The following is a 24271-nucleotide window of genomic DNA, read 5'->3' as shown; positions in this document are numbered from 1 at the left end:
TTCTTGATAGATGAAGTTTCGAGCGAGCCCAACCGTCGGACCTAGCGCTCATCGAGATGTTTAAATTGTGTAGTGCGCCAGTTCCCGGGCAATCAACAGACGTTGAATTTCACTGGAGCCTTCATAAATCTGGGTAATGCGGGCATCCCGGTAATAGCGCTCTACTGGATAGTCCTCCAGGTACCCGTAACCACCATGAATCTGTACGGCTTTTGAGCACACACGCTCAGCCATTTCTGACGCGAACAACTTTGCCTGCGAGGCTTCCGACAAGCAGGGGTGGCCGGCGCTTTTCAGTCGTGCTGCATGCAGGATCATGAGGCGGGCAGCGTTAAGCTGCACGTGCATGTCAGCCAACATGTTGGCGATGCTTTGGTGCTCGCTGATCGGCTTGCCAAACTGGATACGGTCACGTGAATAATTCAGTGCTGCTTCAAACGCAGCGCGAGCAATACCGAGCGCCTGAGCGGCGATCCCGATGCGTCCACCTTCCAGGTTGGACAGGGCGATCGACAGGCCTTTTCCACGCAGCCCCAACAAGTTGGCTTCGGGAATTCGACAATCGTTTAAGGTGACCGCGCAGGTATCTGATGCGCGAATCCCCATCTTGTGTTCACTTCGGTCGACCGTAAAACCTGGTGTATCGGTGGGCACCAGAAACGCCGACAAACCTTTCTTGCCGAGCTCCGGATCGGTCACGGCAAACACGATGGCCAGCTTGGCGCGTTTACCGTTGCTCACGAATTGCTTTGCACCGTTAAGCACCCATTGGCTGTCGCGCAGTTCTGCACGTGTTCGCAGGTTGTGCGCTTCTGATCCTGCTTGCGGTTCGGTCAGACAGAAGCAGCCGATTGCTTGCCCGCTAGCCAGATCTGCTAGCCAGAAATCCTTTTGTGCCTGCGTGCCGAACTTCAGAATCGGACCACAACCGACGGAGTTGTGAATACTCATCAGTGCACCGACGGCACCATCACCGGCCGAAATTTCCTCCACGGCCAGGGCATAGGCGACGTAGTCGATGTAAGTGCCACCCCATTCTTCAGGAACCACCATTCCCAGCAGACCAAGTTCGCCCATCTGCTTCACCAGGACGTCGTCGATCCAGCCGGCTTTTTCCATGTGTTCGGCTTTCGGCGCGATCTCACGACGAGCAAAGTCGCGGGACATGTCGCGAATCATTCGCTGCTCTTCAGTCAATTCGAGGTCGTGCATCGGGTATCTCTCTTATCAAGGGGTCAAACAGTGACAAGCCGCTGTGGCGCGCAGGTGGTGGACTTGAAATCACTGAAAAATGCTTCTACCCGTGCCGGGTCAAGCTCAGCCAAGGTCGGTGGATTCCAGGCCGGGTTCTTGTCCTTGTCGATGATCAGGGCACGTACGCCTTCCATCAGATCGCCTTTGTCGAACCACTGGTAATCCAGATGCAGTTCCTGGGCAAAACATTCGCTCAGGGACAAATTCCGACCACGGCGTAATAATTCCAGAGTGACGGCCATTGCCAGCGGAGAGCGGCTGTCCAGTACATCAACGGTTTCTTCTGCCCAGTCTTGGAACTGGGGAGAGGGCTCTGCCAGGAGTGCCGCACGAATCGAGGCAAGATCAGGTTCAGCGAAGTGCCGGTCTATGGCGGGCTGCATCGCCTTGAGCTCCGAACCTGGGAACTTGTTGACGCCCAGTGTGGCGAGTAGCGCTTGCAAGGCCGATAGTGGCTGGTCTGTCCAACTCATGTTGTTGAGACAATGATCCAGTTCGGGGATCTGGGAACTGGTGATACACCAGTCGGCCAGGCCTGCATAAAGGGCATCTGCGGCGCGTATCTGGATTCCGGTGACCCCCAGATAAATCCCCAACTCGCCAGGCAAACGTGGCAGAAAATAGCTGGCAGCGACGTCGGGGAAAAATCCAATACCCACCTCGGGCATGCCCATGCGCGTGCGTTCGGTGATAACCCGCAGGGTTGCCCCCTGCACCAACCCCATGCCCCCTCCGAGAACCAAACCATCGATTAAGGCTAGAAGGGGCTTTGAGTAGTTATGGATGTATTCGTCGAGCGCATATTCTTCTTCGAGAAAAAGCTCATGCAGACCGTTACCTGACATATGGCTTTCGTAAAGCATGCGGATGTCTCCGCCAGCGCAAAATGCTTTCTCTCCCGCTGCGCGTAATACCACGGCAACTACGTTCGGGTCCTGCTCCCAGGTTCGCAGGTGCTGCTGGAGCAGACGGACCATAGGCAGCGTCAACGCATTGAGACCGCCCGGACGATTCAGTGTCAGGTGGCCGATGCGGTTGCGTACTGCAGCCAGAACAGACGCTTCGACATCACTCATGTTCAGGCGCCCTTGCGATACATGTTAATGATGGCGGAGAAATCCAGGCTGCCATTGCCTTGTGCGCTGAAGCTTTGATAGAGCTGCTGGGCAAACGCACCAAGGAGGACCGGTTGGCCGATCTGTTGGGCCGCTTCGCTGGCAAGTCCCAAGTCTTTGAGCATCAGGTCGGTGCCAAAGCCGCCGGTGTATCCACGAGCCGCAGGCGCGTTTTCAAGTACGCCAGGGAAGGGGTTGTAGGTGTCCGAACTCCAGCAGCGACCGCTGGAAGTATTGATGATGCTGGCCAACACACCAGCGTCCATCCCCAGAGAAACGCCAAGCGCCATGGCCTCGGAAACTGCAATCATCGAGACACCGAGCAGCATGTTGTTGGCAACCTTGGCGACTTGGCCGTTGCCGGAATCGCCGCAGTGCACGATGTTCTTGCCCATCGCCGCCAAAATCGGCCAAGTACGGTCGAAGTCAGCGCTTGAACCACCCACCATAAAGGTCAAGGTCCCGGCACTTGCGCCACCGGTTCCGCCGGAGACGGGAGCGTCGAGCATTGGATTACCATTTCCGAACGCCTGCTTGGCCACTTCACGAGCAGTGCGTGGATCAATAGTCGAACAATCGATCAGAAAAACCCCGGGGCGGACGTGAGCCAAAATGCCTTCGGCGCCCAGGTAAACGGATTTCACATGTGCAGCAGCGGGCAGCATGGTGATGATCAGCTCTACGTCGCCTTGGGCGATGGCAGCTGGAGATTCCGCGGCCGCGGCCCCTGCCTCAACCAGACGCGCCAGTGAGGCTGCCGACAAGTCGAATACGGTTACTACATGGCCAGCTTTGATCAGGTTCAGGGCCATTGGCCCACCCATGTTGCCGAGTCCTACGAAGCCAATTTTCATGGTGATTCCTTGTTAATGGGCGGGTGTCAGCAGTGCTTGAACTGTGCTGGACGCTTTTCGACGAAGGCTGCCATGCCTTCCTTCTGATCTGCTGTGGCGAAGATTGAGTGGAATACCCGACGTTCGAAGCGCACGCCTTCGCTCAAGCTGGACTCGAAGGCCCGGTTGACGCTTTCCTTCACCAGCATGGTCGCCGGCAGCGACCGCTCAGCAATCGCCCTGGCGGTCTTGAGCGTTTCGTCCAGCAGGCTGTCGACCGGTAAAATGCGGGCGACTAGGCCAGACCGCTCGGCCTCTTCGGCGTCCATTTGGCGACCGCTCATGCACATTTCCATGGCTTTGGCCTTACCCACTGCGCGGGCAAGACGTTGTGTGCCACCGATTCCTGGAAGCACACCCAATGTGATTTCCGGCAGACCGAAGCGGACGTTGTCGGCGGCATAGATGAAGTCGCACATCAGTGCCAGTTCGCAACCGCCCCCCAAGGCATAGCCGGCAACAGCAGCGATCAACGGCTTGCGTCGGCTGGCGATACGGTCGGCAGCAGAGAAGAAATCATCGAGGAACACTTGGGGATAGGTGAACTCCACCATCTCTTTAATATCCGCACCCGCGGCGAAGGCTTTTGTGGACCCGGTGATGACCATGCAGCCAATTGCCGGGTCTTTTTCCAGGTGGTCCAAGGCTTGGTTCAGCTCTGCGATCACCTGACTATTGATGGCATTAAGTGACTTCGGCCGATTCAGGGTGATCAGGCCAACGCGTTCGTGGATTTCCAACAGCAGAGTTTCAAATTGCATGACGCAGACTCCCAGATCAGGCCGGCGCGCAAATGGCGCCGGCCTGTTGCTTCATTTCAGAGTGATGGTGGTGTTGACTGGGCCGCTGACCTCGTCTTCATCGAACCAGCGTTCGGTGATGGTCTTGGTCTGGGTATAGAACTGCACCACTTGCTTGCCGTACGGACCCAAGTCGCCGAGCTTGGACGCGCGTGAGCCACTGAAGGAAAACAGTGGGACTGGGACCGGGATCGGCACGTTGATCCCGACCTGACCGACATCAATTTCCTCTTGGAAGTGTCGGGCAGCCGCGCCTGAGCGGGTGAAGAGGGCAGTGCCGTTACCATTTGGGTTGGCATTGATCAGCTCGATGGCATCATTCAGGGTATCGGCATGCAATACACAGAGCACCGGACCGAAGATTTCCTCTCGGTAGATGGCCATTTCTGTGGTGACGTCGGAAAAGATGGTCGGCCCGATAAAGTTGCCTTGGGCATAGCCCGCAATCTCTGGATTGCGGCCATCCAGCACAAGCGTTGCGCCCTGCTCAACGCCAGTGGCGATGAGGCTGCTGATTCGATCCAGTGCCGAACAGGACACCACCGGGCCAATATCGGTGCCAGGCTCGGCGCCGCCGCTGATCTTCAGGCCTTTGGTTTTTTCGATGAGGTCTGGCAGCCAGCTCTGCGCTTCGCCGACCAGGATCACAACAGGCAGGGCCATGCAGCGTTGGCCGGCCGCACCGAATGCAGCGCCAAGCAAATTGTTCAGCGTCTGCTGCTTGTTCGCATCGGGCAGGACGATTGCATGGTTCTTCGCGCCCATCATGCACTGTGCACGTTTGCCGTTGAACGTGGCGCGGTTGTAAACGTGTGTACCGACCTTGGTCGAACCGACAAAGGAAACGGCCTTGATATCGGGGTGATCGCAGATCAAGTTGACTGCTTCCACACCACCGTGAATCACGTTGAGTACGCCTGGTGGAACGCCGGCTTCCATCGCCAGTTCTGCCAGGCGCATCGTGACCATCGGGTCCTGCTCGGAGGGCTTAAGGATGAAGGTATTGCCGGTAGCAATGGCCATTGGAAACATCCACAGCGGGATCATCGCGGGGAAGTTGAATGGGGTAATACCAGCGCAGACACCCAACGGTTGCAGCAAGGTGTAGGTGTCCACACCACCGGCCACGTTATTGGCCAGTTCACCCAGCTGCAAGTTGCCGATGCTGGCGGCATGCTCGACCACTTCCAGGCCGCGGAACACATCCCCCTCTGCATCCGGCAGTGTTTTGCCTTGTTCGGCCGTGAGAATCGCCGCCAGTTCCTTCATGTTTTCGCGGATCAACTGCTGATACTTGAGGAATACTCGGGAGCGGACGCCTATTGGCGTTTTGCGCCAAGTCTTGAAGGCTTCCTTAGCGCTGGAAACGGCGGCGTTCATTTCGTCGGTGGTGGCAAAGGGCACTCGGGCCAACACTTCCTGGGTAGCCGGATTGACCACATCACGCCATTGAGTGGTTTTGGATTCGACCAGCTTGCCGTTGATCAGCAGCTTTACGGTTGGGACGCTATTGTCAGCCATTGTTTTTTCTTCCGGGGCGATGAGGCCCTTGTTATCAGGTGGGATGATCGGTTTGCCGGTCCTTGGTTGGTGGCAAAATCTGAGGACTTTTCTTGATCTAACGAAGGCTGAACAAAGGCGCTGCGGCCTCCATTGATTTGCATTAACGGCCACTTTTTTTGAGGGTTAGTTCAAGCCGTTTTTCGATCAAGGTTGCTTTGATTCGCGATATGGGCCTAGCTTAGCCAGCGCACCATCGGGCTTGAAATAACCCGATCCGCCGATTAGTTTGCATATCACGCCAGTTCAGTTGTGCTCAGAGGAGCGAAGCAGGTGGATCATCCAGTGGACAACACGTTGCCCATGACCTTCGTTCAGGGGCTTTTACAAGGGGCGTTGAACATCAGCAGTGCCGCTGACATTCAGACCTTCGTCAGTGCAGCGGGCATTGCAACCCACTTACTGGAGGCGCCAGGTGCACGGGTGACTTACGATCAATTCGTGCGCTTGTATCAGCAGGTGGCATTGGGTACGGATGACGAGGTGATGGGGCAATTCTCCCGTCGTATTCGTAGCGGCACCCTCAAATACCTATGCTCGAGCCTGCTTGATGCAAGCTCCTTGGGCAAAGCCATGTACCGCTTCACTCGATTCTGGAACTTGCTGCTCGATGACTATCAGCTCGACTACAGAGAAAAGTCGGGTCAGGTGGTGATTTCCCTGGAGGCGCGCGACTCCACAGCCAACGCACAACGCTGGGGGCATGAGCTGATGATGAAACTGGCCCACGGAGTCGCGTCGTGGCTGGCCGGCCAGGAAATTCCGCTTCACAGTGTGATGTTCTCCTTTGCCAAGCCTGTGTACGCCGCGGAATATATGCATATATTTCCCGCGCCGATCAGCTTTGATCAGCCCTGCACGGCGTTGTGCTTTGGTGTGGAGTGGGCAGATACGCAGTTTCGCCGCAGCAAGGCGGAGCTGCTGCCGTTCCTGCAGGTAGCTCCGCGCTACTGGCTGTTCACCACCTTGAAGGAACGTCTGGTGGCGCAGCAGGTTCGTCAGTATTTGCTCACAAACCTCAAGCGTGACGACAGCATCCAAAGCGCAGCCAATGCATTGTTGCTCTCCACCCGCACGTTAACGCGCCGACTCAAGGAGGAGGGCACTAGTTACCAGATGGTCAAGGATGCGTTGCGTCGGGATATCGCCGTGCAGCAGCTCATACACACCGACCTCTCTATCAGCCATATCGCCTTGGGTTTAGGCTTTGACTCCAACGCCGTGTTTCACCGTGCGTTTCGTGGCTGGACAGGCAGTACACCAGGGGCGTATAGGCGCCCGGGCAACGCACCGATCTAATCGCACGACGTACACCGATATTTGATTAAAAACACCATCACCTACAAACGTACAATCCAACAGATAGGGCAAGCGATACAGTCAGCTTACATCTGAACATCTTTACCTGATTGTCACTGATGTAGGAGGCTTTTGTGCATCGTTTTTCGAGCTTGGTTGTTCGTCCTGATTTTAAGGGTGGCGATACACTGTTTTTACTTTTATCCATTGTTGTAGGTGGTGCTTTCGGTTGCGTCATGGGGAACAAAATCTCGCTTGCAACTGGCGTGGCCTTCGGCTTTTTTTCAACAATGGTGTTGTACTACATGTGGCGATCGCCGGCTTGAAATCACATAAGCATTCTAAATAAAAAAGACTATAACGAAGGCGCTACGTGCTCAACTATATGAGCAAGAGGAAAAGTTAGCGCCTTCTGATAATAAAAATAAATTCCAGTGTCCGCTTGTCAACTTGGTCACCCAAGAAGCGGTCACTCTGCCATTCGTCTTCAAAAGTCTCGGTGTTGGCACGACGTTTCCACTTCTGCTGAAGGAGATTAAACAGAAAACGTCGATGCCCGTTAATTGCCGAAATTTTCGATTGCCATTGGTTTTTATCCTGATGAGGCATTGATATGCAAGAACACGGAATGGCTTTAACTCGACGCCAAGTACTGAACTGGATCGGTGTAACCGCAGGCGCTGCGGCCATGTATCAGGCAATGAATTCGCTGAGTTTCGCAGCAGAGTCAAACTACGACCGCACATTTGCATTAAGCGGTGCACCTATGGGGACCAGTGTGTTGGTTCTAGGTGCAGGACTTGCAGGAATGACCGCAGCTTTCGAGCTTCGTAAAGCGGGTTACAAAGTCAAGGTTCTTGAATTTAATGCAAAGCCTGGTGGTCGTTGCTGGACATTGCGTGGAGGCGATCGATTCACTGAGTTGGGAGGGGCTACTCAGCATTGCCAGTTTGATAAAGGGTTATACCTGAACCCTGGCCCATGGCGAATTCCCTACCACCACCACGCAGTGCTTGATTACTGCCATCAGTTCGGTGTCGCTCTTGAGCCATTTGTTCAAGTCAACTACAACGCCATGGTTCACTCCACTAAAGCGTTCGGCGGTAAACCACAACGTTATCGTGAAGTGCAGGCAGACTTTCAAGGCCATGTGGCTGAGTTGCTGAGCAAGGCGGTCAATCAGAATGCTCTGGATCAGGCCCTGACTCGAGAAGATCGAGAGCGCTTGCTGGAGGTTATGCGTAGTTGGGGTGCACTGGACGCTAACAGCAGCTATCGCAAGTCGCTCGAGACGAGTCTGCGTCGAGGATTCGCAGTAGACGTAGGCGGCGGATTGATGCCTGAAGCGGTGCCATCAGAGCCACTGGATCGTAAGGCCCTGCTCGATTCCAATCTCTGGAAAAGCATTGCAACGGGTCAGGAATACGAATTTCAGACCAGCATCTTCCAGCCTGTGGGAGGGATGGACATGATCGCTCGAGCCTTCGAAAAGCAGGTAGGCGATCTCATTCGTTACAACGCCAAAATCACTCGAATTCAGCAGGGTGACAAAGGGGTCACAGTGACTTATCAGAATACTGATGGCACTGGCGGTCCGTTACAGGAAACCGCGGACTGGTGCGTCTGTACACTACCTTTGTCGATCCTCGGTCAACTGCCGATCGATGTCAGCCCACCCATGATGAACGCTATCCGTGCTGTGCCTTACGAAGCCTCTGTGAAAGTTGGACTCCAGTTCAAGCGGCGCTTCTGGGAGCAGGACGAGCATATCTATGGTGGCATTAGCTACACCGATACCCCTATCGGTAGGATCAGCTACCCAAGTACCGACTACGGCAAGCCGGGGAAGGGTGTTTTGTTGGGAGGATACCTGTTCGGACCGAATGCCTATGAATTCACCGCGATGAAACCGGAAATGCGCGTGCAGAAAGCCGTCGAGTACGGCGCCCAAGTCCACCCCCAGTACACCAGCGAATTCGAGAATGGCATTGCAGTTGGTTGGCACCGGGTGCCCTGGACCAACGGCTGCTATGGTTTGTGGACTGAGGAGTCTCGTCAGCAGCACTACAAAAACCTCTGCCAGATTGACGGCCGAATTGTCCTGGCCGGCGAGCATGCCTCCTACATCCCGGCGTGGATGGAGGGTGCAATCCTATCGTCGCTGGATGCCATCAAACGCCTGCACACCCACATTGTCGCCAGCCCGAAGGCTGCTTGAGACCGGAGTTCATCATGCACAACTTTCTTGCAACGGGCTTGTTGCTGAGCTTGCTGGCCAGTGCATCCGCTTTGGCCGCTGACACCATTCAGGTCTCAACTTCAGGTTCGTTTGATCAGACAAGTGGTGAAGCGCTGTTTCAACAAGTTTGTCAGGGCTGCCATATGTCCGAAGCCCAGGGTTCGCACGGGGCAGGGGCTTATCCCGCTTTAGCATCAAACGTAAAGCTGGGAGCAAAGATATACCCCATTTACATGGTGACGTCTGGGCAGGGCGGCATGCCAGGATTCAAAAAATACATGTCTGACCAACAAATAGCATGGGTGGTCGACTATGTACGCACTCACTTTGGAAATAACTATTCTGACACCGTCACGGTTGAAGATGTCCGAACTGTAAGCCAACGCTGATCATAGTGAGGGTGTGCTACGCCGCCCCAATTGTTTACACGCAAAAGGATCATTTGATGTCGACAATAAACGCACGCACTATATTCCTTGTCTCGATGCTGAGTGGGCTGTTGTCCACCCATGCGAGCGCTGACTCGGTAATTCGCCACAAAATTCCAAACTCCGACTTCCCTATTTCCTTGGCTGTCGAAATTCCTGCTAGCGCGACACTTGTTAATCTCAGTGGAGCCGTTCCATCCATAATTGACAGTAAGGCCGATCCAAAAAGCATTGCTGCCTACGGTGATACCGAGGCACAGACTGTCAGCACGCTCAGAAGTATCGAGAATACTTTGAAAAGGCTAGGTCTTTCACTCGGCGACGTAGTGAAGATGCAAGTGTATTTGGTTGGCACAGCAAGTAATGACGGCGAGATGGACTATGCAGGTTTCATGAAAGGCTACACACAGTTTTTCGGTGCGGGAGCTCAAAAAAATCTGCCGACCCGATCGGTCTTCCAGGTGTCTGGTCTGGCGAACCCTGGGTTTCTCGTGGAAATAGAAGTTTCTGCCGTCCGCCCTTGACTTGAATGAGTCGTAAAAAAGCGCGTAGTGCATTCGCCTCCCACGCTTTAAAAGTTACTTGAATTGATAATCCGAATGAATGGCCTGATTACGCGTTAATAAAGCTGCGTAATAACACTCTTGACAGAGTGTAATTTTCATAACGGGTAAGTCCGCTTAGAAGTAGAACAATAAATCCCCACCACAGGGGCGGAGTGAATGATGAACCTGAAGACCGTCCAGCTCGACGACAAATACACCCTCACTCAAGGGCGTATTTTCATTACCGGGACTCAAGCCCTTGTCCGCCTGTCCATGACGCAGCGGCAGAGAGATCAACAACTTGGCCACAACACCGCGGGCTACATATCCGGTTATCGCGGATCGCCCCTTGGCGGACTTGATGACCAGCTTGGTAAAGCCAAAAAACACCTCGAGCAGCATCACACCCTTTTTGTTCCTGGCGTCAATGAAGACCTCGCAGCGACCACTATCTGGGGCGCACAACAAGCGCACCTGAGCGGCGAAGGTAAATACGACGGCGTTTTCGGCATGTGGTACGGCAAAGGTCCTGGCGTTGATCGCACCGGTGACGCGTTTCGGCATGCCAATCTCGCCGGTACGGCAAATCTCGGTGGGGTTCTCGTGTTGATGGGCGATGACCATACCTGCGAGTCCTCAAGCACATGTCACCAAAGCGAGTTCGCAATGGTGGACGCCATGATTCCGGTGCTCAGCCCAGCGGGCGTCCAGGAAATTCTCGACTTTGGCCTGATCGGATGGGCATTGTCTCGTTACAGTGGCTGCTGGGTCGGGATGAAGTGTGTCAAGGACACGGTGGAGGCTACGGCCACCATTGATGTCGACATCAATCGCGTGAAAATTCAGATTCCTCAGGATTTCGCACTGCCGCCAGATGGGCTCAGCATTCGTCAGCCTGATACCCCGCACGCACAAGAAGCCCGTTTACACCGCTACAAATTGAATGCGGTTCGCGCTTTCGCCCGTCACAACGCACTTGATCGAATTGTCCTTGGTGCACCGGCTGCCAAGTTGGGGATCATTACCCATGGCAAGAGCTATCTGGATGTATTGCAGGCTTTGGATGATCTCAACCTCAGCGAAAAAGCCGCCGCTGAGATGGGCTTGCGTATCTACAAAGTCGGGATGGTTTGGCCACTCGAACCTGAAGGTGCAGCACATTTTTCAGAGGGACTCGACAAGATTCTGGTGGTGGAGGAAAAAAGGAGTCTGATCGAGTTCCAGCTGAAAGAGCAGTTTTACGGTCGTGCCAATGCTCCGGTCATTGTCGGTAAACATGACGAAGTAGGCCAAACGATGTTCCAGTCGGAAATGGCGCTGGATTCGAACCAAATAGGCATTGCGTTAGGCGAGCGCCTCCTTGAGCTGGGGGACAATGTCAGTCTGCGCAATCGTATTGAAGAGTTGCGCTCTTACCAGGTGGTCAAGGGTGATACCGCACTTCTGGCGCGTAGCTATTATTTTTGCAGTGGTTGCCCTCATAGCTCCTCTACCGTGCTACCAGAGGGCAGCAAGGGGTACGCAGGCATCGGATGCCATTGGATGGCGCAGTCTATGGAGCGCTCAACGTTGGGTTATACCCACATGGGCGGCGAAGGAATGGTTTGGGTAGGGGAGGCGCCTTTCTCCAAGCGCAAACACATGTTCCAGAACATCGGTGATGGCACCTATTTCCATTCGGGTTATCTAGGCATTCGGGCCGCGGTGGCAGCCGGCACAAACATTACTTTCAAAATATTGTTCAACGATGCTGTCGCGATGACCGGAGGGCAAAAGCATGACGGTACGCTGAATGTTCCAGCCATTGCCCACCAGGTGAGTGCTGAGGGCGTGAAGCGGATTGTTGTGGTGAGCGATGAGCCACACAAGTATCCCCTGGACACTGCCTGGCCGGCGGGTGTGACGTTCCATCACAGGGATACATTGGACAAGGTCCAGCGCGAAATACGAGAAGTGGAAGGGACTTCGGTTCTGATCTACGACCAAACCTGCGCCGCTGAGAAACGGCGCCGGCGTAAGCGCGGAACCTTTCCTGATCCAGCCAAGCGCATCGTCATCAATGATCTGGTGTGCGAAGGGTGCGGAGATTGCGGCGTGAAGTCCAATTGCGTATCGGTGCAGCCGCTGGAGACGGAGTTCGGTCGCAAACGGACGATCGACCAATCTTCCTGCAACAAAGACTTTTCATGCGTCAACGGTTTCTGCCCCAGCTTTGTCAGCGTAGTCGGGGGGAGCCTGAGCAAGCCCGAGCGCGCAACGCAAGGTCAGACGGCACCGTTGCTGCCGGAACCGGTTCGCCCAAGCATCGACGATCGCGTCTACAGCATTCTGGTGGCTGGCATGGGTGGCACCGGTGTCGTCACCATTGGTGCCATTCTGGGAATGGCGGCTCACCTCGAGGGTCGAGGTTGCGGTTTGCTCGACATGGCCGGACTGGCGCAGAAGGGGGGCTCGGTATGGAGCCATTTGCGCTTCGGCCCTGATCCACAATCGATCAAGACCATTCGCATTGCGGCAGGTGGCGCCGATCTGGTTCTGGGTTGTGACCTGATTGTTGCGGGCAACTCCAAAACCCTGGGCGCGACGCGTCATGGCAGTACTTTCATCCTGGCCAACACACAGGAAACAATGCCTGGGGCGTTTACTCGCAACGCAGATCTCGAATACCCCGCAGAGGATCTTCGCCGCAATATCGTCGACGCGGTAGGGCAGGAGCACACCGAGTTTGTCGATGCAGGGCGTATTGCCACCGCTTTACTCGGTGACAGCATCGCGGCCAACATGTTCATGCTGGGCTTTGCCTATCAGCGTGGACTGATACCGCTTTCCGCGACCTCCATTGAATCAGCGATTGATCTTAATGGTGCGGCCAAACAGATGAACACGGAAGCGTTCCGCTGGGGACGTCAGGCTGCTGTGAATCCAAAAGCGGTGGAGCAATTGCTCGCCACAAAAGAAACTACGCAGCGCGCAGGTGTTTCGCCCGCCCCCGTAAAGTCCAATGACGAAGTGATCGAAACACGGCGCAGGTTTCTGGTGGAGTACCAAAACACCGCCTATGCGCAACGCTACACCGACTTGTTGGAGCGTGTACGCAAGATTGAGCAGAAGCTGTTTGCGGGGCGTACTGACCTGACACAAGCAGTGGCCAAGTACTACTTCAAATTGTTGGCGATCAAAGACGAGTATGAGGTCGCCCGTCTGCATGTCGAAAGCGGCTTCCTTGATCGTGTCTCCCAGCAGTTTGAAGGTGACTACAAGCTGGTGTTCAACCTTGCACCGCCGCTCCTGGCCCGGCGCGACCCCGACACTGGCCTTCCGAAGAAAACTGAATTTGGACCATGGATTGTTCCTGTTTTCCGCGTGCTTGCCAAACTGCGGATGTTGCGAGGTACGCCGCTGGATGTATTCGGTTACACCGCTGAGCGCCGCCAGGAACGCGCTTTGATTCAGCGTTACGAAGCGGTTATTGCGGAAATCCTTTCGGTGCTGGAAGAGGGCAGGAGTTCCTCTCATTACGACACGATGGTCGAACTTGCTTCGTTACCTGAGCAGATCCGCGGATACGGCCATGTCAGGGCCAAGGCCATGGAGCTGGCGACACAACGCGAAGCTGTGTTGTTGGATGTCATGCGAGGCCGTGTGATCGCACTGAAAAAAGTGGCTTGAAGACTCGACGTCGCGATGCTGCTATTTCTACTTTTTCCTGATGGGCCTGCTGACGCTTGGTGACCACCAAGTCGGTGAGCAGAACGTGCTGGGTGAAAGTGGAGGGCGAGACCAATGGGCGCAGGCTCAGACTGAAGGGTCTGCCTTGCGCCCTATCTATCTCAGTGGAGGATAAAGTGTGAAAACAACTATCGATCAACAGTCCGTTGCTACGCGCATGAACGATGTCGCTCCCTTTCACGTCATTGACATCCTGACGCGAGCGAAACGACTCGAAGCCGAAGGGCGGGATATAGTGCACATGGAAGTCGGTGAGCCTGACTTTCCTACGCCGCCAGCTATCATCGCCGCCGCCCAGGCTGCCATTGCCAATGGCAAAACTACGTACACTCCCGCACTTGGTATCCCTGAACTGCGAGAGGCGATTGCTGATTACTACCAGAGTCGATATGGCGTAACAGTCCCTGCGTCGCGCGTTATTGTGACGGCTGGAGCCTCGGGCGGATTGCTGCTCGCATTGGCCTGCCTGGCAGAACCGGGCAAAGAATGGCTGTTGACGGATCCTGGCTATCCTTGCAATCGCAATTTTGTTCGTATCTTTGAGGGCGTACCGAAGTCGATCCCTGTAGGCGAAGAAAGCAATTTCCAGCCGACGCTTGGGGATATCGAAAAAAACTGGAGCGAAGCCACTGCCGGGGTGCTACTTGCTTCTCCGGCCAATCCGACAGGCACAATGCTCAGTCTGGATCAGATCAAAACGTTCGCAGATTGTATCCGTGAGAAAGGCGGGCATTTCATACTCGACGAGATTTACCAGGGGTTGACCTACGACGTTGAGACGTCCACCGCGCTGCAATGCTGTGACGATGTATGGATCGTACAAAGCTTCTCCAAGTACTTTCAGATGACAGGCTGGCGTTTGGGTTGGCTTGTGGTGCCGGAAGAATTCACCCGGCATATTGAAAAGCTTGCCCAAAACCTGTTTCTTTCTCCCTCCGCACCAGCTCAGTACGCCGCGCTGGCGGCTTTTGAGCACGCAACCCTGGATATAGTCGAGACGCGGCGGATGGAGTTCAAGCGCCGTCGGGACTACCTGTCGGCCGAACTGACAAGGATAGGATTTCAGATCGTGGCCAAGCCTGAAGGCGCGTTCTACATCTACGCTGACTGTTCCGCATTCACGGACAACAGCTTTGATTTCGCAATGACCTTACTTGAGCACGCGTCGGTAGCGATTGCACCAGGCCTGGATTTTGGTGCGAATGAGCCGGAGCGCTACGTCCGCTTTTCATACACCACCAGCATCGAACGACTGGCAGAAGCTGTGGCGCGGATCGAACGATATCTCAGCAAAGTAACTCAGATCTCCCGGGTTGTTTGATTTGGTAGCCATGGATTGGTAGCGCTACGACATACTGACAACCTCGGGATGAGCGGGGTTGTCCTCTGAAGTGGTCAAAGAGTAAAGGCGAAGAGCCGCACCAGTCATATCTGCCTAATGGCGACCTACAACGAGTGGATGAATTAAAAGGTGTATCAAGCAGCCAGAAAGCTGTCGGATGAAGAACTCGCAGCGGACAGAAAAGCTTTCTTTGGTTCTATTCTCGGAACTCTGAGCGACCAAAAACTGCCCTTAATGAAAGCCCATCCACAGCCAAAAGCAGTCGTTCATAGGCACTCGCCTGTTACAGGTTATCCAGCATCAGGCTAGCGACATTGCCCGCAGACTCAATGGAAAACCGTGCCTCACTAGGTCTGACGCCATCAAGCCAAGGCCGACTATCCCTGGCCTCCCTGCTTATTTCGAGGTGCATTGAAAGGGCATCCCCATATTAATTTCCGGAAATAAACCCATACCTTTTTCGTTTCCGAGTGCGGGAGCCCTTCGCTTCAGGACACAGTATTGTCCGATGGAATTAACAATTCGACACCCAGCTTACGGATGCCATCGGCCGCGGCAGGGGACAACACGTCATCGCTGAGTATGATGTCGAACTGCTCGAGCCCGGCGATCCTGTACATACTGAAGGTGCCGTATTTCGAGCTGCTGGCCACCAGCACCACTTGCGAGGCCGATTGCATCGCGGCTTGCTTGACCTCCACCTTCAGGGCCGAAGATGCGGTGAGGCCGCGACGCAAATCCCATGAACTGGTGGATATGAATGCGACATCGGTGACGACCTGACGCAATGTGGCCACCGCTAGTCCGCCAACACACGATTGATTGGAGTGATCCAGTTGCCCACCGGTATGAATCACGGTGACATGGGGCGATTCGATCAGTGCCTGGACAATGCCGAAGTCGTTGGTCACCACGGTCACGCCGGACAGCGCCTTGATGTAGGGGACGATTTCCAGCGTGCTGGTGCCTGCATCCAGGTAAATCGTCATGTCGGCATGCAATAGCCGGGCGGCGAGCCTGGCCATGGCCTGCTTCTGCGGCAACTCGAACACTGCCTTGAGCTCATGGCTGGGTTCACTGTGGAGCTGACTGGCAATTCGTACCCCACCCGTTACCGAATAAGCACGACCTTCTTGCTCCAGCAGCGCGATGTCGCGGCGTATGGTCATGTGCGAACAGTCGAACATTTCCATCAATTGATGAACGCTCAGCACCTGATGCTTGCGCAACTGTCGCAGCATCGATTCACGACGCTGTTCAGGGATCATCGGTGCGGCGCTTTCAGCGGCGATGTCCTTTTGACTTGGCATTCGGGCTCCGAAGTGAAATTTGATTGAGCGAACAGAAAAAATCCCGAAAACATTTCTGTTTCCGGGATTTTTTATTGGTTTGCAGCGGTGATGCTAGTTGTTCCTCACTTTCCCTTAGACACTAGCTGCCAGAGGGAACAAGCCTAGTAGCAAGCAAGCGAGCAGGATCAGGAAACTAAGCGCAAACGCCCATTTCATGGTGTATTTCTGGTGGTCGCTGAACTCCACACCAGCCAGACCGCAAAGCAAGTAGGTCGAGGCCACAAGAGGACTTAGGAGGTGAACAGGCTGACCTACCAGCGAGGCCCGGCCAATTTCAGCGTGGGTAATGCCATAGACCTCGGCAGCCTTGGCGAGCACTGGAAGCACACCATAGTAGAAGGCGTCATTGGACATGAAGAACGTGCCCGGAATACTCGCCAGCGCGGTGATCGGAGCCATGTACGGGCCCCAGGTTGCAGGAAGCATTGCCAGGAAGCTGGCGGACATCGCGTTGACCATGCCCGTCCCGGAGAGAATGCCCGCGAGGATGCCGGCTGCCAGGAAGATCGCAATCTGGTTCAGGGCTGTTGGAGCGTGCGCGGAAATACGACGACGCTGATCGTTCATGTGTGGGTAGTTGATCACCAATGCGACGGAGAACGCGACCATGAACAAAATGGAAAGTGGCAATATTTCCACCACCAGGCCAGCCATCAAAGCAATCGTCAGACCCGCGTTCAACCAAAACAGTTTTGGACGACGCAGTTCGGCATTTTCGTCTGACATCGATGGCAGACCTTCGTCAGTCTCATCGTCAAAAACGGTGGCAGCAGCACCCACTGACAGGCGCAGTCTTCCGAGACGTTGACGCTCGCGAATACCGATGAAGTAAGCCAGCGCCAGCACGCCGAGGAAGCCCACTACCATAACGGGAATAAGCGGGATGAACAGCTCGGACGTATCGACCTGCAGGGAAGCTGCGGCGCGTGCAAGTGGGCCGCCCCATGGCAACAGGTTTGTCACGCTTGCCGCCAGAATGACTACACAGGTCAGTGACAAGGGTTCGAGTCTGAGTCGCTTGAACAGAGGCAGCATCGCCGTGACGGTGATCATGTAGGTTGTCGAACCGTCGCCGTCCAGCGACACCATGCCTGCCAGCAGGGTCGCGAAAACGACCGCCTTCATCGGGTCGCCGTTGATCAGTTTGATGAACTTGCGAATGATCGGATCGAACAGGCCTGTATCGAACATCACGCCAAAGTAGAGGATCGCGAACATCACCATGACGGCGGTTGGCGCTACCTTTTTCAGGCCATCGATCATCATGTTGCCCATGTCCGGACCGAAGCCTGCCATGAGTGCGAAAACGATCGGAACTGTTGTCATCGCTACCAACGGTGACAACCGCTTGGTCATGATCAGTGCCATGAAGGTCACGATCATGCCGTAGCCGAGTATTGAGAGCATTTGTATCACCTTGACGTAAAGTACAATTGTTTTTATGGGATCTGCGCAAAAAGCGCATCAAGGTTCCCGCTGTATTTTTGGTTTGATCCAGCGGGTCGCCGCTGAGTCTCACACGAGTATCAACTCATGTGAAGGCCGCCATTGAGCGAGAAGTCGGCACCGTTTGCGTAACCGGCTTCATCGGAGGCTAGCCAGGCGCACACCGCTGCGATCTCCTCGGGTGTTCCCAGGCGACGAGTCGGAATGTCCTGAATGATGCGATCCATCGCGTCCGCCGTGGTGACGGACTTGAGCTTGGCAGTGGCGATGTATCCAGGAGAGACGGTATTGACGGTGACCCCACGGGAGCCGACTTCTCGTGCCAGTGCGCGAGTGAAGCCTCGAATTGCGGATTTGGCAGTGGAGTAGTTGACCTGACCTACCTGGCCCAGTTGAGCATTTACAGAGGAGATGTTGATCACTCGTCCCCAGCCTCGTTCGGCCATGCCATCGATAACCTGTTTGGTTACGTTGAATAGCGAATTGAGATTGGTGTCGATGACGGTAGCCCAGTCATTGGGCTGCATGTCATGGAATACAACATTCCGAGCAGTACCGGCATTGTTGATCAGAACGTCAACAGGGCCGACATTTTTCTTGATTTGATCGAAAGCCTTTTGGCAGGACTCCCAATCAGCAACGCTACCTTCAGAAGCGATGAAGTTGAAACCAAGCTCCTTTTGTTGGGCGAGCCAGGTGTCCTTCAGGGGGGATTCTGGGCCGCATCCTGCGACGACGGTGAACCCGTCACGTGCCAGTCGTTGGCAAACTGCAGTCCCCAGGTTTCCCATGCCTGCAGTAACAAATGCGATCTTTTTGCTCATGCGTAAACTCCTGTTGTGTTTTTTGTTGGGAGTATTGCCTGCAACCTTCGAGGGCTACTGAGGGCTAATAAACTCCACTCGAAATTGTTTTGCAAGATTACGCAGTACAATTTCTTCAAAAAGAAACGATTTCTTACCAACGGTCATCCTCGTGAGGATGCGGCTTCATGATCCTCCGGAGTTCTTCCAGCCCATCGAGAGTCGAGGTGCGAGGGCGGTACTCGCAACCCACCCAGCCCTGATAGGCCCGGTCTTCAAGCATGGAGAGCAGTTTTGGGAAGTCGATGTTGCCTGTGCCTGGCTCGTTGCGGCCGGGAAAGTCGGCGACCTGGATGTGACTCACCCGCGACCACCATTGATTGAGCTTGCGCAAGCAATCCTCGCCTAGAAGCTCGGTGTGGTAAGTGTCCAGGATCAGTCCAAGGCCGGGCAGTGTCTGAAGCATCTCTTCGGCGAAGTCGTATCGGCTCATCAGGTAACCTGGGACTTCATTTGAGCTTATGACTTCAATCAAAGGCTCGATGCCTTCTCCAGACAAGAACTCAACGGCGTACTTCAGATTGCGTCGGTAAATGCTGCTATCGGCAATGACCCCAAGTGCAGCCTGCGACACTCCTGACATCAGGTGAACCATTCGGCAATCGAGTGCATTTGCATATTCGACGGCTTTGATCAGATCAGATCGAAATGCTTCTTTTGAACTGCAAATGCCGGTAGTGCCTTTGGTTGGCCCCGATGGCGCGGCGAACTGCACCATCTGCAGTTCATGCTCGCAGAGAAGCTCTGCGATTTGCGGTGCTTCGTATTCGTAGGGGGAGGGAAACTCGACCGCTCGAAAACCTGCGTTGGCCGCTGCCGAGAACCGCTCCAGGAAAGGCAATTCTGTAAACTGGAAGCCGATGTGTGCGTTCAACCTGGTCATGGGGACTCCTTGAATCTTCAATCTGCATCAGGCTTTGAGAAGGTCGCGCAGCTTCAACACGGCGCTGTCGGGTGTTGTCAGTACGGGCAGGCCACTCACTTGACTCACTTGTTGTGCTGCGCTGGTCATGGAGAACTGGGCAAAGCACAACAATTCGCTATTGGTTGGGGAGCGAGCTGAATCGACGATCAGCGCGTCATGGCGTTCAGCATTTCCCTTGCGCAGTTCGGCGAGTGCTTCTGGACAAACAAGGGTGTCGAGCTCGATATCGACGCCCAGTTGTCCCGCGTGGGCTAAAAATTCCTCGGTCATCGATGCAATGGCCGGCTGGAATGTCGCAAGGATGGTGATTCTTGCTGTGCGTTGAAGGGCCGCCTCGATCATGGCTTCGTTCGGTTTAAGCACCGGAATGCTCAGCGAGCGCTTGCACAAGTCGATCGCCTCACCAAATGCCGAGCACGTAAACAGGATCGCATCAGCACCGGCCTCTGCGGCGTAGGTCGCGAGTTTCAAGAACCGCTGGCTCAAGTCCGGGGTCAGCTCACCGGCCTCGGCCAAATCGCTAGAGAGTGAATCCTCCAATAAATTGGCCAGCCTGGCCTCAGGCCAAAGTCGTGTGAACGCCTCAGTGATGGGGTCTATGGCTACTGGCGTTGCATGGATCAGATAGATGCGTGGGGCGGTCATGACGGTTTCCTGCGTTACTGTAGGTCAAGTGGGTGTACGGTGAAGCCCTGAATTGTCACTGGCGTGTTGATGTGCATCAGGTGTGTTATTTTTCTTTAAAGCTTGGATTCGGGTGTAATCACTCCATACCGGGCTATGCACGTCATACTCCTCTGATTACCGGTTTCCATGAATTCAGCAGAATCGACTCTTCAACAACCCTTGGTGGGCGAACCAGCCAAAATGAAGCCCAAGATTAAGAAAGACCTTGCGGAGCAGTTGGCACCCAAGATCATCGACATGGCCAGGGCCCGGTCGATGCGCGCTGGTGATCCTTTGCGTGAGGAGTCTTTTGCCAAGGAGTTGGGAGTGTCCCGGTCTCCGATTCGACGAGGTTTTGCGTTGTTGGCCGAATTGGGTCTGGCGACCAAGGAGCCGAACCGGGGTTATTTCCTGACGGCTGACGCGCGAGGAATCGACAGTCGCAAGCTCCCTCTGGAAGTCGATCCCTTTGAAGACTTCTACTTGCGCGTTGTTGACGACGTCTTGCGTGGTGACATTCCCACGACTTTTTTTGAAGCCGAATTGATGCGCAAATATGAGGTGCCCAGAGGGCAGCTCATGAAGGTTCTGACCCGACTGGCCAATGAGGCAATGATTGAGCGCAAGCCTGGGCAGGGGTGGGAGATCAACAGTTTTCTGCATGACTCCAAAGCCCATATTCAGAGCTACCGTTTTCGCATGGCAATCGAACCGGCCGCCGTATTGGAACCTGGTTACGAGGTGGATAAGCCAGCGTTTGCCAAAGCGCGGGAAATCCAGCAGCAACTGCTCGATGGCGACATTTTCACCTTGTCGCGATCGCAGCTGTTCCAGATCGGTTCGCAGCTTCATGAGCTGGTGGTGCGCTGCTCGGGCAACGCTTTTTTTCTTGAGGCAATCCGCCGCCAGAACCAATTGCGTCGTTTCATGGCCTACAAGGCCAACGTGGATCGGCCTCGCCTGATCAACCAATGTAAAGAACACATCCATCTTCTTGATCTCATCGAAAGTGGACAGCGAGAGGAGGCGGCGGAATTTCTACGCAACCACCTTGATGTGGTCGGGCGGCAAAAAACTGATAAAGAGGCCAAGGATGAGCTGGAATACCAGCGCAGCCTTGAGATATCGGTCGTCAGCTAGCGCTCAGCTCGTTTAACAACACCACGCCATCATCATCGCCGAACAGCTGGTCGCCATCGGCGATGGTGTGCCCGGCGAATTCCACCGTTATGCCAATCTGCCCTTCGTTTCGTTTGACGGTCTTTCGCGGTGATGTGCCCAGTGCCTTGATGGCGATCGGCATGTCACGTAATGCCGCTTTGTCGCGGATGTAACCGTAAATCATCACACCGGCCCAGCCGTTCTTGACCAGATCTTCAGCGATCACATCGCCGAACAGCGCGTAGCGGTCACTGCCGCCTCCGTCCACCACCAACACCCGGCCGTGCCCCGGCAGACTGCTTATTTCCTTGATCCGGGAATTGTCCTCGAAACATTTGAGGGTGAAGGCGCGTCCCTCGAAATCATTTTTGCCGCCAAAGTCCTGAAAAATTGGGGCCAGTACGCGAATTGAGTCTGGGTATTGATCGCAAAGATCGGAGGTTTTAACTGTCATGCAGGATCTCCTGGGAAAGCGAATTGGGTGACCGTTGAGCGTAAAGGTTGCACAAACTGAATATTCATGCAATAAAATGCAATCTGTCGAGGGCGATAGCGCTACTGCTCCCCATAACGTCTCAGGACGAACGGGAGCAAAAGGTTAAGGACTTCGTCTCGCCAATATTGTACTTTGTATTTACGATGTACATAAATGGGGCCGGTTCATCACGCACAGGCTTCGAAAAAATTCAGCTCAAACAATAAGTAAGGGGTATGCGATGCGTATTTTGGTTCTTCCTGGTGACGGTATTGGTCCAGAAATCGTTGAATCTTCGATGTCGGTGCTCAAGGCTGCCAACACAAAATTCGATCTGGGCTTGAGCTTCGATTACGACGATGTCGGTTTCACAAGCCTGGATAAATACGGCACCACCTTGCGTGATGAAGTGCTGGAAAAAGCCAAAGGCTACGACGGCATCATTCTCGGCACCCAGTCGCACGCCGACTATCCAGTGCCTGAAAAAGGCGGTCGCAACGTTTCTGCCGGTTTCCGTATCGGCCTGGATCTCTACGCCAACGTACGTCCTGCCCGTACCCGTCCATTCCTGACTTCCAACATGAAGGAAGGCAAGACGATGGACCTGGTGATCATGCGTGAAGCGACTGAAGGCTTTTATCCAGATCGCAACATGAGCCGCGGTTGGGGCGAAGTGATGCCGACTCCGGATATGGCTTTATCCACTCGTAAAATCACGCGTCATTGCAGCGAGCGTATCGCCCGCCGTGCATTCGAGCTGGCTATGAAGCGTGGCAAGAAGGTCACCGCCATTCACAAGGCCAACAGCTTCCACATGACTGATGGTCTGTTCCTCGAGTGCGTTCGCGATGTAGCGAAGGACTTCCCGGAGGTCGAGCTGGACGATCTGCTGGTCGATGCCTCCACTGCCCACCTGGTACGTAGCCCTGAACGCTTCGACGTTCTGGTCGCGACCAACTTCTACGGCGACATCATCAGCGATCTTGCCAGTGAACTGTCGGGCAGCCTGGGGCTGGCCGGTTCCATGATGGCCAGCGACACTCATTGCTGCGCCCAGGCCCAGCACGGCTCTGCGCCGGATATCGCCGGTCAGGACAAGGCCAACCCGGTTTCGATGATTCTGTCCGTTGGCATGCTGCTGCAGTGGATGGGCGAGCAGCACAACAAAGAAGCGCTGATCAAGGCCGGCCTGGAAATGGAGAAGGCTGTGGATGTTGTGCTGCAGGATCCTAAGCAACGCACGCCTGATCTGGGCGGCTCCAGCGGTACCAAAGCGTTCGGCGAAGCGGTAGCCAAAGCCATTCTGGGCTGATTGAAACGGGCGGCATGCCAGGCATGTCGCCCGTTATCTGGAGTGTTGCGGATCTATAACAAGAAAACGCCTGTTCTCCTTTTGGATATCCAAAGGAGGAGGGCACGAGGAGACCACAGTGAGTCAATTACTACTCGGTTGCATCGCTGATGACTTCACCGGCGGTACGGATTTGGCCAGTACGCTGGTACGTGGCGGCATGCGCACGCTACAAGTGATCGGTGTGCCGCAAGGGCCACTGCCTGACGACATCGATGCTGTCGTCATTGCCCTGAAAAGCCGTACCGTCAGCCCGGAAGAAGCCGTTACCCAATCGCTTGAAGCGCTGGAATGGTTGCGTGCGGCAGGCTGCCAACAGTTTTTTTTCAAATATTGCTCGACGTTTGACTCGACCTCTCGCGGAAACATCGGCCCTGTCGCCGATGCACTTGCTGAAGCATTGAACGTCTCGTTCGCTGTGGCGTGTCCTGCATTTCCGGAGAACAAACGGACGATTTTTAACGGTCATTTGTTCGTCGGCGATGTGCTGTTGAGCGAATCCGGCATGCGTAATCATCCATTGACGCCAATGACCGATTCCAATCTGGTTCGGGTGTTGCAGCAGCAGACGCTCAAACCGGTAGGTCTTGTTGCACATTCGGTCGTAAACAAGGGCGCGCAAGCCATTTCCACGGCTTTCAATAGCCTCATTGCCCAAGGTCGAGGTTATGCCATTGTCGATGCGATCGATGATGAAGATTTGTATGCGATAGGCACTGCCGTAGCGGACCATAAACTGGTTACCGGCGGTTCTGGCGTTGCGCTGGGTCTACCTGAAAACTTCCGTCGTGCAGGCAAGCTCGGTCAGTCCGAAACGGCATCGGTACT

21 protein-coding genes and 1 pseudogene are annotated in these 24271 nt (G+C 54.8%); 11 read left to right on the top strand and 11 right to left on the bottom strand.

Annotated features, from left to right (window positions below; translation table 11 throughout):
• Positions 1–60: 60 nt before the first annotated feature.
• The 5 genes from PMI22_RS05010 to PMI22_RS05030 are packed head-to-tail and all read right to left on the bottom strand — an operon-like array spanning position 61 to position 5583.
• Entirely contained in the window at positions 61–1212 is a 1152-nt protein-coding gene (locus tag PMI22_RS05010) for an acyl-CoA dehydrogenase family protein (protein WP_007948287.1), read from the bottom strand.
• Positions 1213–1235: 23 nt separating this feature from the next.
• Positions 1236–2330 carry an enoyl-CoA hydratase/isomerase family protein gene (locus PMI22_RS05015; protein WP_007948286.1) on the bottom strand — a complete coding sequence of 365 codons (1095 nt, stop codon included), beginning with the start codon at positions 2328–2330 and terminating at the stop codon, positions 1236–1238.
• 2 nt (positions 2331–2332) lie between these two features.
• A complete protein-coding gene (mmsB, locus tag PMI22_RS05020; RefSeq protein WP_007948285.1) occupies positions 2333–3223 on the bottom strand; it encodes a 3-hydroxyisobutyrate dehydrogenase in 891 nt (296 codons plus the stop codon).
• Positions 3224–3249: 26 nt separating this feature from the next.
• Entirely contained in the window at positions 3250–4023 is a 774-nt protein-coding gene (locus tag PMI22_RS05025; protein WP_007948284.1) for an enoyl-CoA hydratase, read from the bottom strand.
• A gap of 51 nt (positions 4024–4074) precedes the next feature.
• Complete coding sequence (locus PMI22_RS05030) at positions 4075–5583, bottom strand: CoA-acylating methylmalonate-semialdehyde dehydrogenase (protein WP_007948283.1); 1509 nt, start codon at positions 5581–5583, stop codon at positions 4075–4077.
• Positions 5584–5895: 312 nt separating this feature from the next.
• On the opposite strand from PMI22_RS05030, the gene PMI22_RS05035 reads away from it, so the two are divergent.
• The 8 genes and pseudogenes from PMI22_RS05035 to PMI22_RS32155 form a co-directional block, all read left to right on the top strand.
• On the top strand, positions 5896–6921 hold the full coding sequence (locus PMI22_RS05035; RefSeq protein ID WP_007948282.1) for an AraC family transcriptional regulator: 1026 nt from the start codon (positions 5896–5898) through the stop codon (positions 6919–6921).
• A gap of 134 nt (positions 6922–7055) precedes the next feature.
• Positions 7056–7247 (top strand): hypothetical protein, encoded by a 192-nt coding sequence (locus PMI22_RS31475; RefSeq protein ID WP_157214459.1) that lies wholly within the window; start codon positions 7056–7058, stop codon positions 7245–7247.
• Positions 7248–7609: 362 nt separating this feature from the next.
• Complete coding sequence (locus PMI22_RS05040) at positions 7610–9139, top strand: flavin monoamine oxidase family protein (protein ID WP_033049647.1); 1530 nt, start codon at positions 7610–7612, stop codon at positions 9137–9139.
• 14 nt (positions 9140–9153) lie between these two features.
• Positions 9154–9549: a c-type cytochrome gene (locus PMI22_RS05045; RefSeq protein ID WP_007948279.1), complete on the top strand. Its 396-nt coding sequence runs from the start codon at positions 9154–9156 to the stop codon at positions 9547–9549.
• A 56-nt stretch (positions 9550–9605) separates the two neighbouring features.
• Positions 9606–10112 carry a RidA family protein gene (locus PMI22_RS05050; RefSeq protein WP_007948278.1) on the top strand — a complete coding sequence of 169 codons (507 nt, stop codon included), beginning with the start codon at positions 9606–9608 and terminating at the stop codon, positions 10110–10112.
• A 201-nt stretch (positions 10113–10313) separates the two neighbouring features.
• The gene (locus PMI22_RS05055) at positions 10314–13802 is read left to right on the top strand and encodes an indolepyruvate ferredoxin oxidoreductase family protein (RefSeq protein ID WP_007948277.1); all 3489 of its coding nucleotides are present in this window, start codon (positions 10314–10316) and stop codon (positions 13800–13802) included.
• Between the two features lie 178 nt (positions 13803–13980).
• Positions 13981–15183 carry a pyridoxal phosphate-dependent aminotransferase gene (locus tag PMI22_RS05060; RefSeq protein ID WP_007948276.1) on the top strand — a complete coding sequence of 401 codons (1203 nt, stop codon included), beginning with the start codon at positions 13981–13983 and terminating at the stop codon, positions 15181–15183.
• A gap of 117 nt (positions 15184–15300) precedes the next feature.
• Positions 15301–15420, top strand: a pseudogene (locus PMI22_RS32155) (DinB family protein); the annotation flags it as partial.
• Positions 15421–15692: 272 nt separating this feature from the next.
• On the opposite strand, the gene PMI22_RS05065 reads toward PMI22_RS32155, so the two are convergent.
• From PMI22_RS05065 to PMI22_RS05085, 5 genes are all read right to left on the bottom strand, one after another.
• Positions 15693–16514, bottom strand: coding sequence for a DeoR/GlpR family DNA-binding transcription regulator (locus tag PMI22_RS05065; protein WP_007948275.1), 822 nt, complete (start codon positions 16512–16514; stop codon positions 15693–15695).
• Between the two features lie 114 nt (positions 16515–16628).
• A complete protein-coding gene (locus PMI22_RS05070) occupies positions 16629–17963 on the bottom strand; it encodes a CitMHS family transporter (protein WP_007948274.1) in 1335 nt (444 codons plus the stop codon).
• Between the two features lie 119 nt (positions 17964–18082).
• Positions 18083–18826 (bottom strand): acetoacetyl-CoA reductase, encoded by a 744-nt coding sequence (gene phbB, locus PMI22_RS05075; RefSeq protein ID WP_007948273.1) that lies wholly within the window; start codon positions 18824–18826, stop codon positions 18083–18085.
• A gap of 133 nt (positions 18827–18959) precedes the next feature.
• A complete protein-coding gene (locus PMI22_RS05080) occupies positions 18960–19748 on the bottom strand; it encodes a hydroxypyruvate isomerase family protein (RefSeq protein WP_007948272.1) in 789 nt (262 codons plus the stop codon).
• Between the two features lie 27 nt (positions 19749–19775).
• Positions 19776–20435, bottom strand: a complete 660-nt coding sequence (locus PMI22_RS05085; RefSeq protein ID WP_007948270.1) for an aspartate/glutamate racemase family protein — start codon at positions 20433–20435, stop codon at positions 19776–19778.
• 222 nt (positions 20436–20657) lie between these two features.
• Here PMI22_RS05085 and PMI22_RS05090 point away from each other — a divergent pair, with 222 nt between their 5' ends.
• Complete coding sequence (locus PMI22_RS05090) at positions 20658–21596, top strand: GntR family transcriptional regulator (RefSeq protein WP_007948269.1); 939 nt, start codon at positions 20658–20660, stop codon at positions 21594–21596.
• Here PMI22_RS05090 and rraA read toward each other — a convergent pair.
• On the bottom strand, positions 21589–22071 hold the full coding sequence (rraA, locus tag PMI22_RS05095) for a ribonuclease E activity regulator RraA (protein WP_007948268.1): 483 nt from the start codon (positions 22069–22071) through the stop codon (positions 21589–21591). The genes PMI22_RS05090 and rraA overlap by 8 nt on opposite strands.
• Positions 22072–22333: 262 nt before the next feature.
• Here rraA and PMI22_RS05100 point away from each other — a divergent pair, with 262 nt between their 5' ends.
• Both PMI22_RS05100 and otnK read left to right on the top strand, forming a co-directional pair.
• Entirely contained in the window at positions 22334–23404 is a 1071-nt protein-coding gene (locus PMI22_RS05100; protein WP_007948267.1) for an isocitrate/isopropylmalate dehydrogenase family protein, read from the top strand.
• 118 nt (positions 23405–23522) lie between these two features.
• Positions 23523–24271: 3-oxo-tetronate kinase (gene otnK / locus PMI22_RS05105; RefSeq protein WP_007948266.1), on the top strand; the 749-nt coding region annotated here is incomplete at its 3' end.

Source organism: Pseudomonas sp. GM21 (assembly GCF_000282215.1).
Taxonomy (GTDB): Bacteria; Pseudomonadota; Gammaproteobacteria; order Pseudomonadales; family Pseudomonadaceae; genus Aquipseudomonas.
The sequence above is the reverse complement of the archived record's forward strand: the minus strand, read 5'-3'. Positions and strand labels throughout refer to the sequence as shown.

Coding starts and splice junctions, on each gene's coding strand:
- PMI22_RS05010 (WP_007948287.1), bottom strand. CDS start 1,212: ATGCACGACCTCGAATTGACTGAAGAGCAGCGAATGATTCGCGACATG.
- PMI22_RS05015 (WP_007948286.1), bottom strand. CDS start 2,330: ATGAGTGATGTCGAAGCGTCTGTTCTGGCTGCAGTACGCAACCGCATC.
- mmsB (WP_007948285.1), bottom strand. CDS start 3,223: ATGAAAATTGGCTTCGTAGGACTCGGCAACATGGGTGGGCCAATGGCC.
- PMI22_RS05025 (WP_007948284.1), bottom strand. CDS start 4,023: ATGCAATTTGAAACTCTGCTGTTGGAAATCCACGAACGCGTTGGCCTG.
- PMI22_RS05030 (WP_007948283.1), bottom strand. CDS start 5,583: ATGGCTGACAATAGCGTCCCAACCGTAAAGCTGCTGATCAACGGCAAG.
- PMI22_RS05040 (WP_033049647.1), top strand. CDS start 7,610: ATGTATCAGGCAATGAATTCGCTGAGTTTCGCAGCAGAGTCAAACTAC.
- PMI22_RS05045 (WP_007948279.1), top strand. CDS start 9,154: ATGCACAACTTTCTTGCAACGGGCTTGTTGCTGAGCTTGCTGGCCAGT.
- PMI22_RS05050 (WP_007948278.1), top strand. CDS start 9,606: ATGTCGACAATAAACGCACGCACTATATTCCTTGTCTCGATGCTGAGT.
- PMI22_RS05055 (WP_007948277.1), top strand. CDS start 10,314: ATGAACCTGAAGACCGTCCAGCTCGACGACAAATACACCCTCACTCAA.
- PMI22_RS05065 (WP_007948275.1), bottom strand. CDS start 16,514: ATGCCAAGTCAAAAGGACATCGCCGCTGAAAGCGCCGCACCGATGATC.
- PMI22_RS05070 (WP_007948274.1), bottom strand. CDS start 17,963: ATGCTCTCAATACTCGGCTACGGCATGATCGTGACCTTCATGGCACTG.
- phbB (WP_007948273.1), bottom strand. CDS start 18,826: ATGAGCAAAAAGATCGCATTTGTTACTGCAGGCATGGGAAACCTGGGG.
- PMI22_RS05080 (WP_007948272.1), bottom strand. CDS start 19,748: ATGACCAGGTTGAACGCACACATCGGCTTCCAGTTTACAGAATTGCCT.
- PMI22_RS05085 (WP_007948270.1), bottom strand. CDS start 20,435: ATGACCGCCCCACGCATCTATCTGATCCATGCAACGCCAGTAGCCATA.
- PMI22_RS05090 (WP_007948269.1), top strand. CDS start 20,658: ATGAAGCCCAAGATTAAGAAAGACCTTGCGGAGCAGTTGGCACCCAAG.
- rraA (WP_007948268.1), bottom strand. CDS start 22,071: ATGACAGTTAAAACCTCCGATCTTTGCGATCAATACCCAGACTCAATT.
- PMI22_RS05100 (WP_007948267.1), top strand. CDS start 22,334: ATGCGTATTTTGGTTCTTCCTGGTGACGGTATTGGTCCAGAAATCGTT.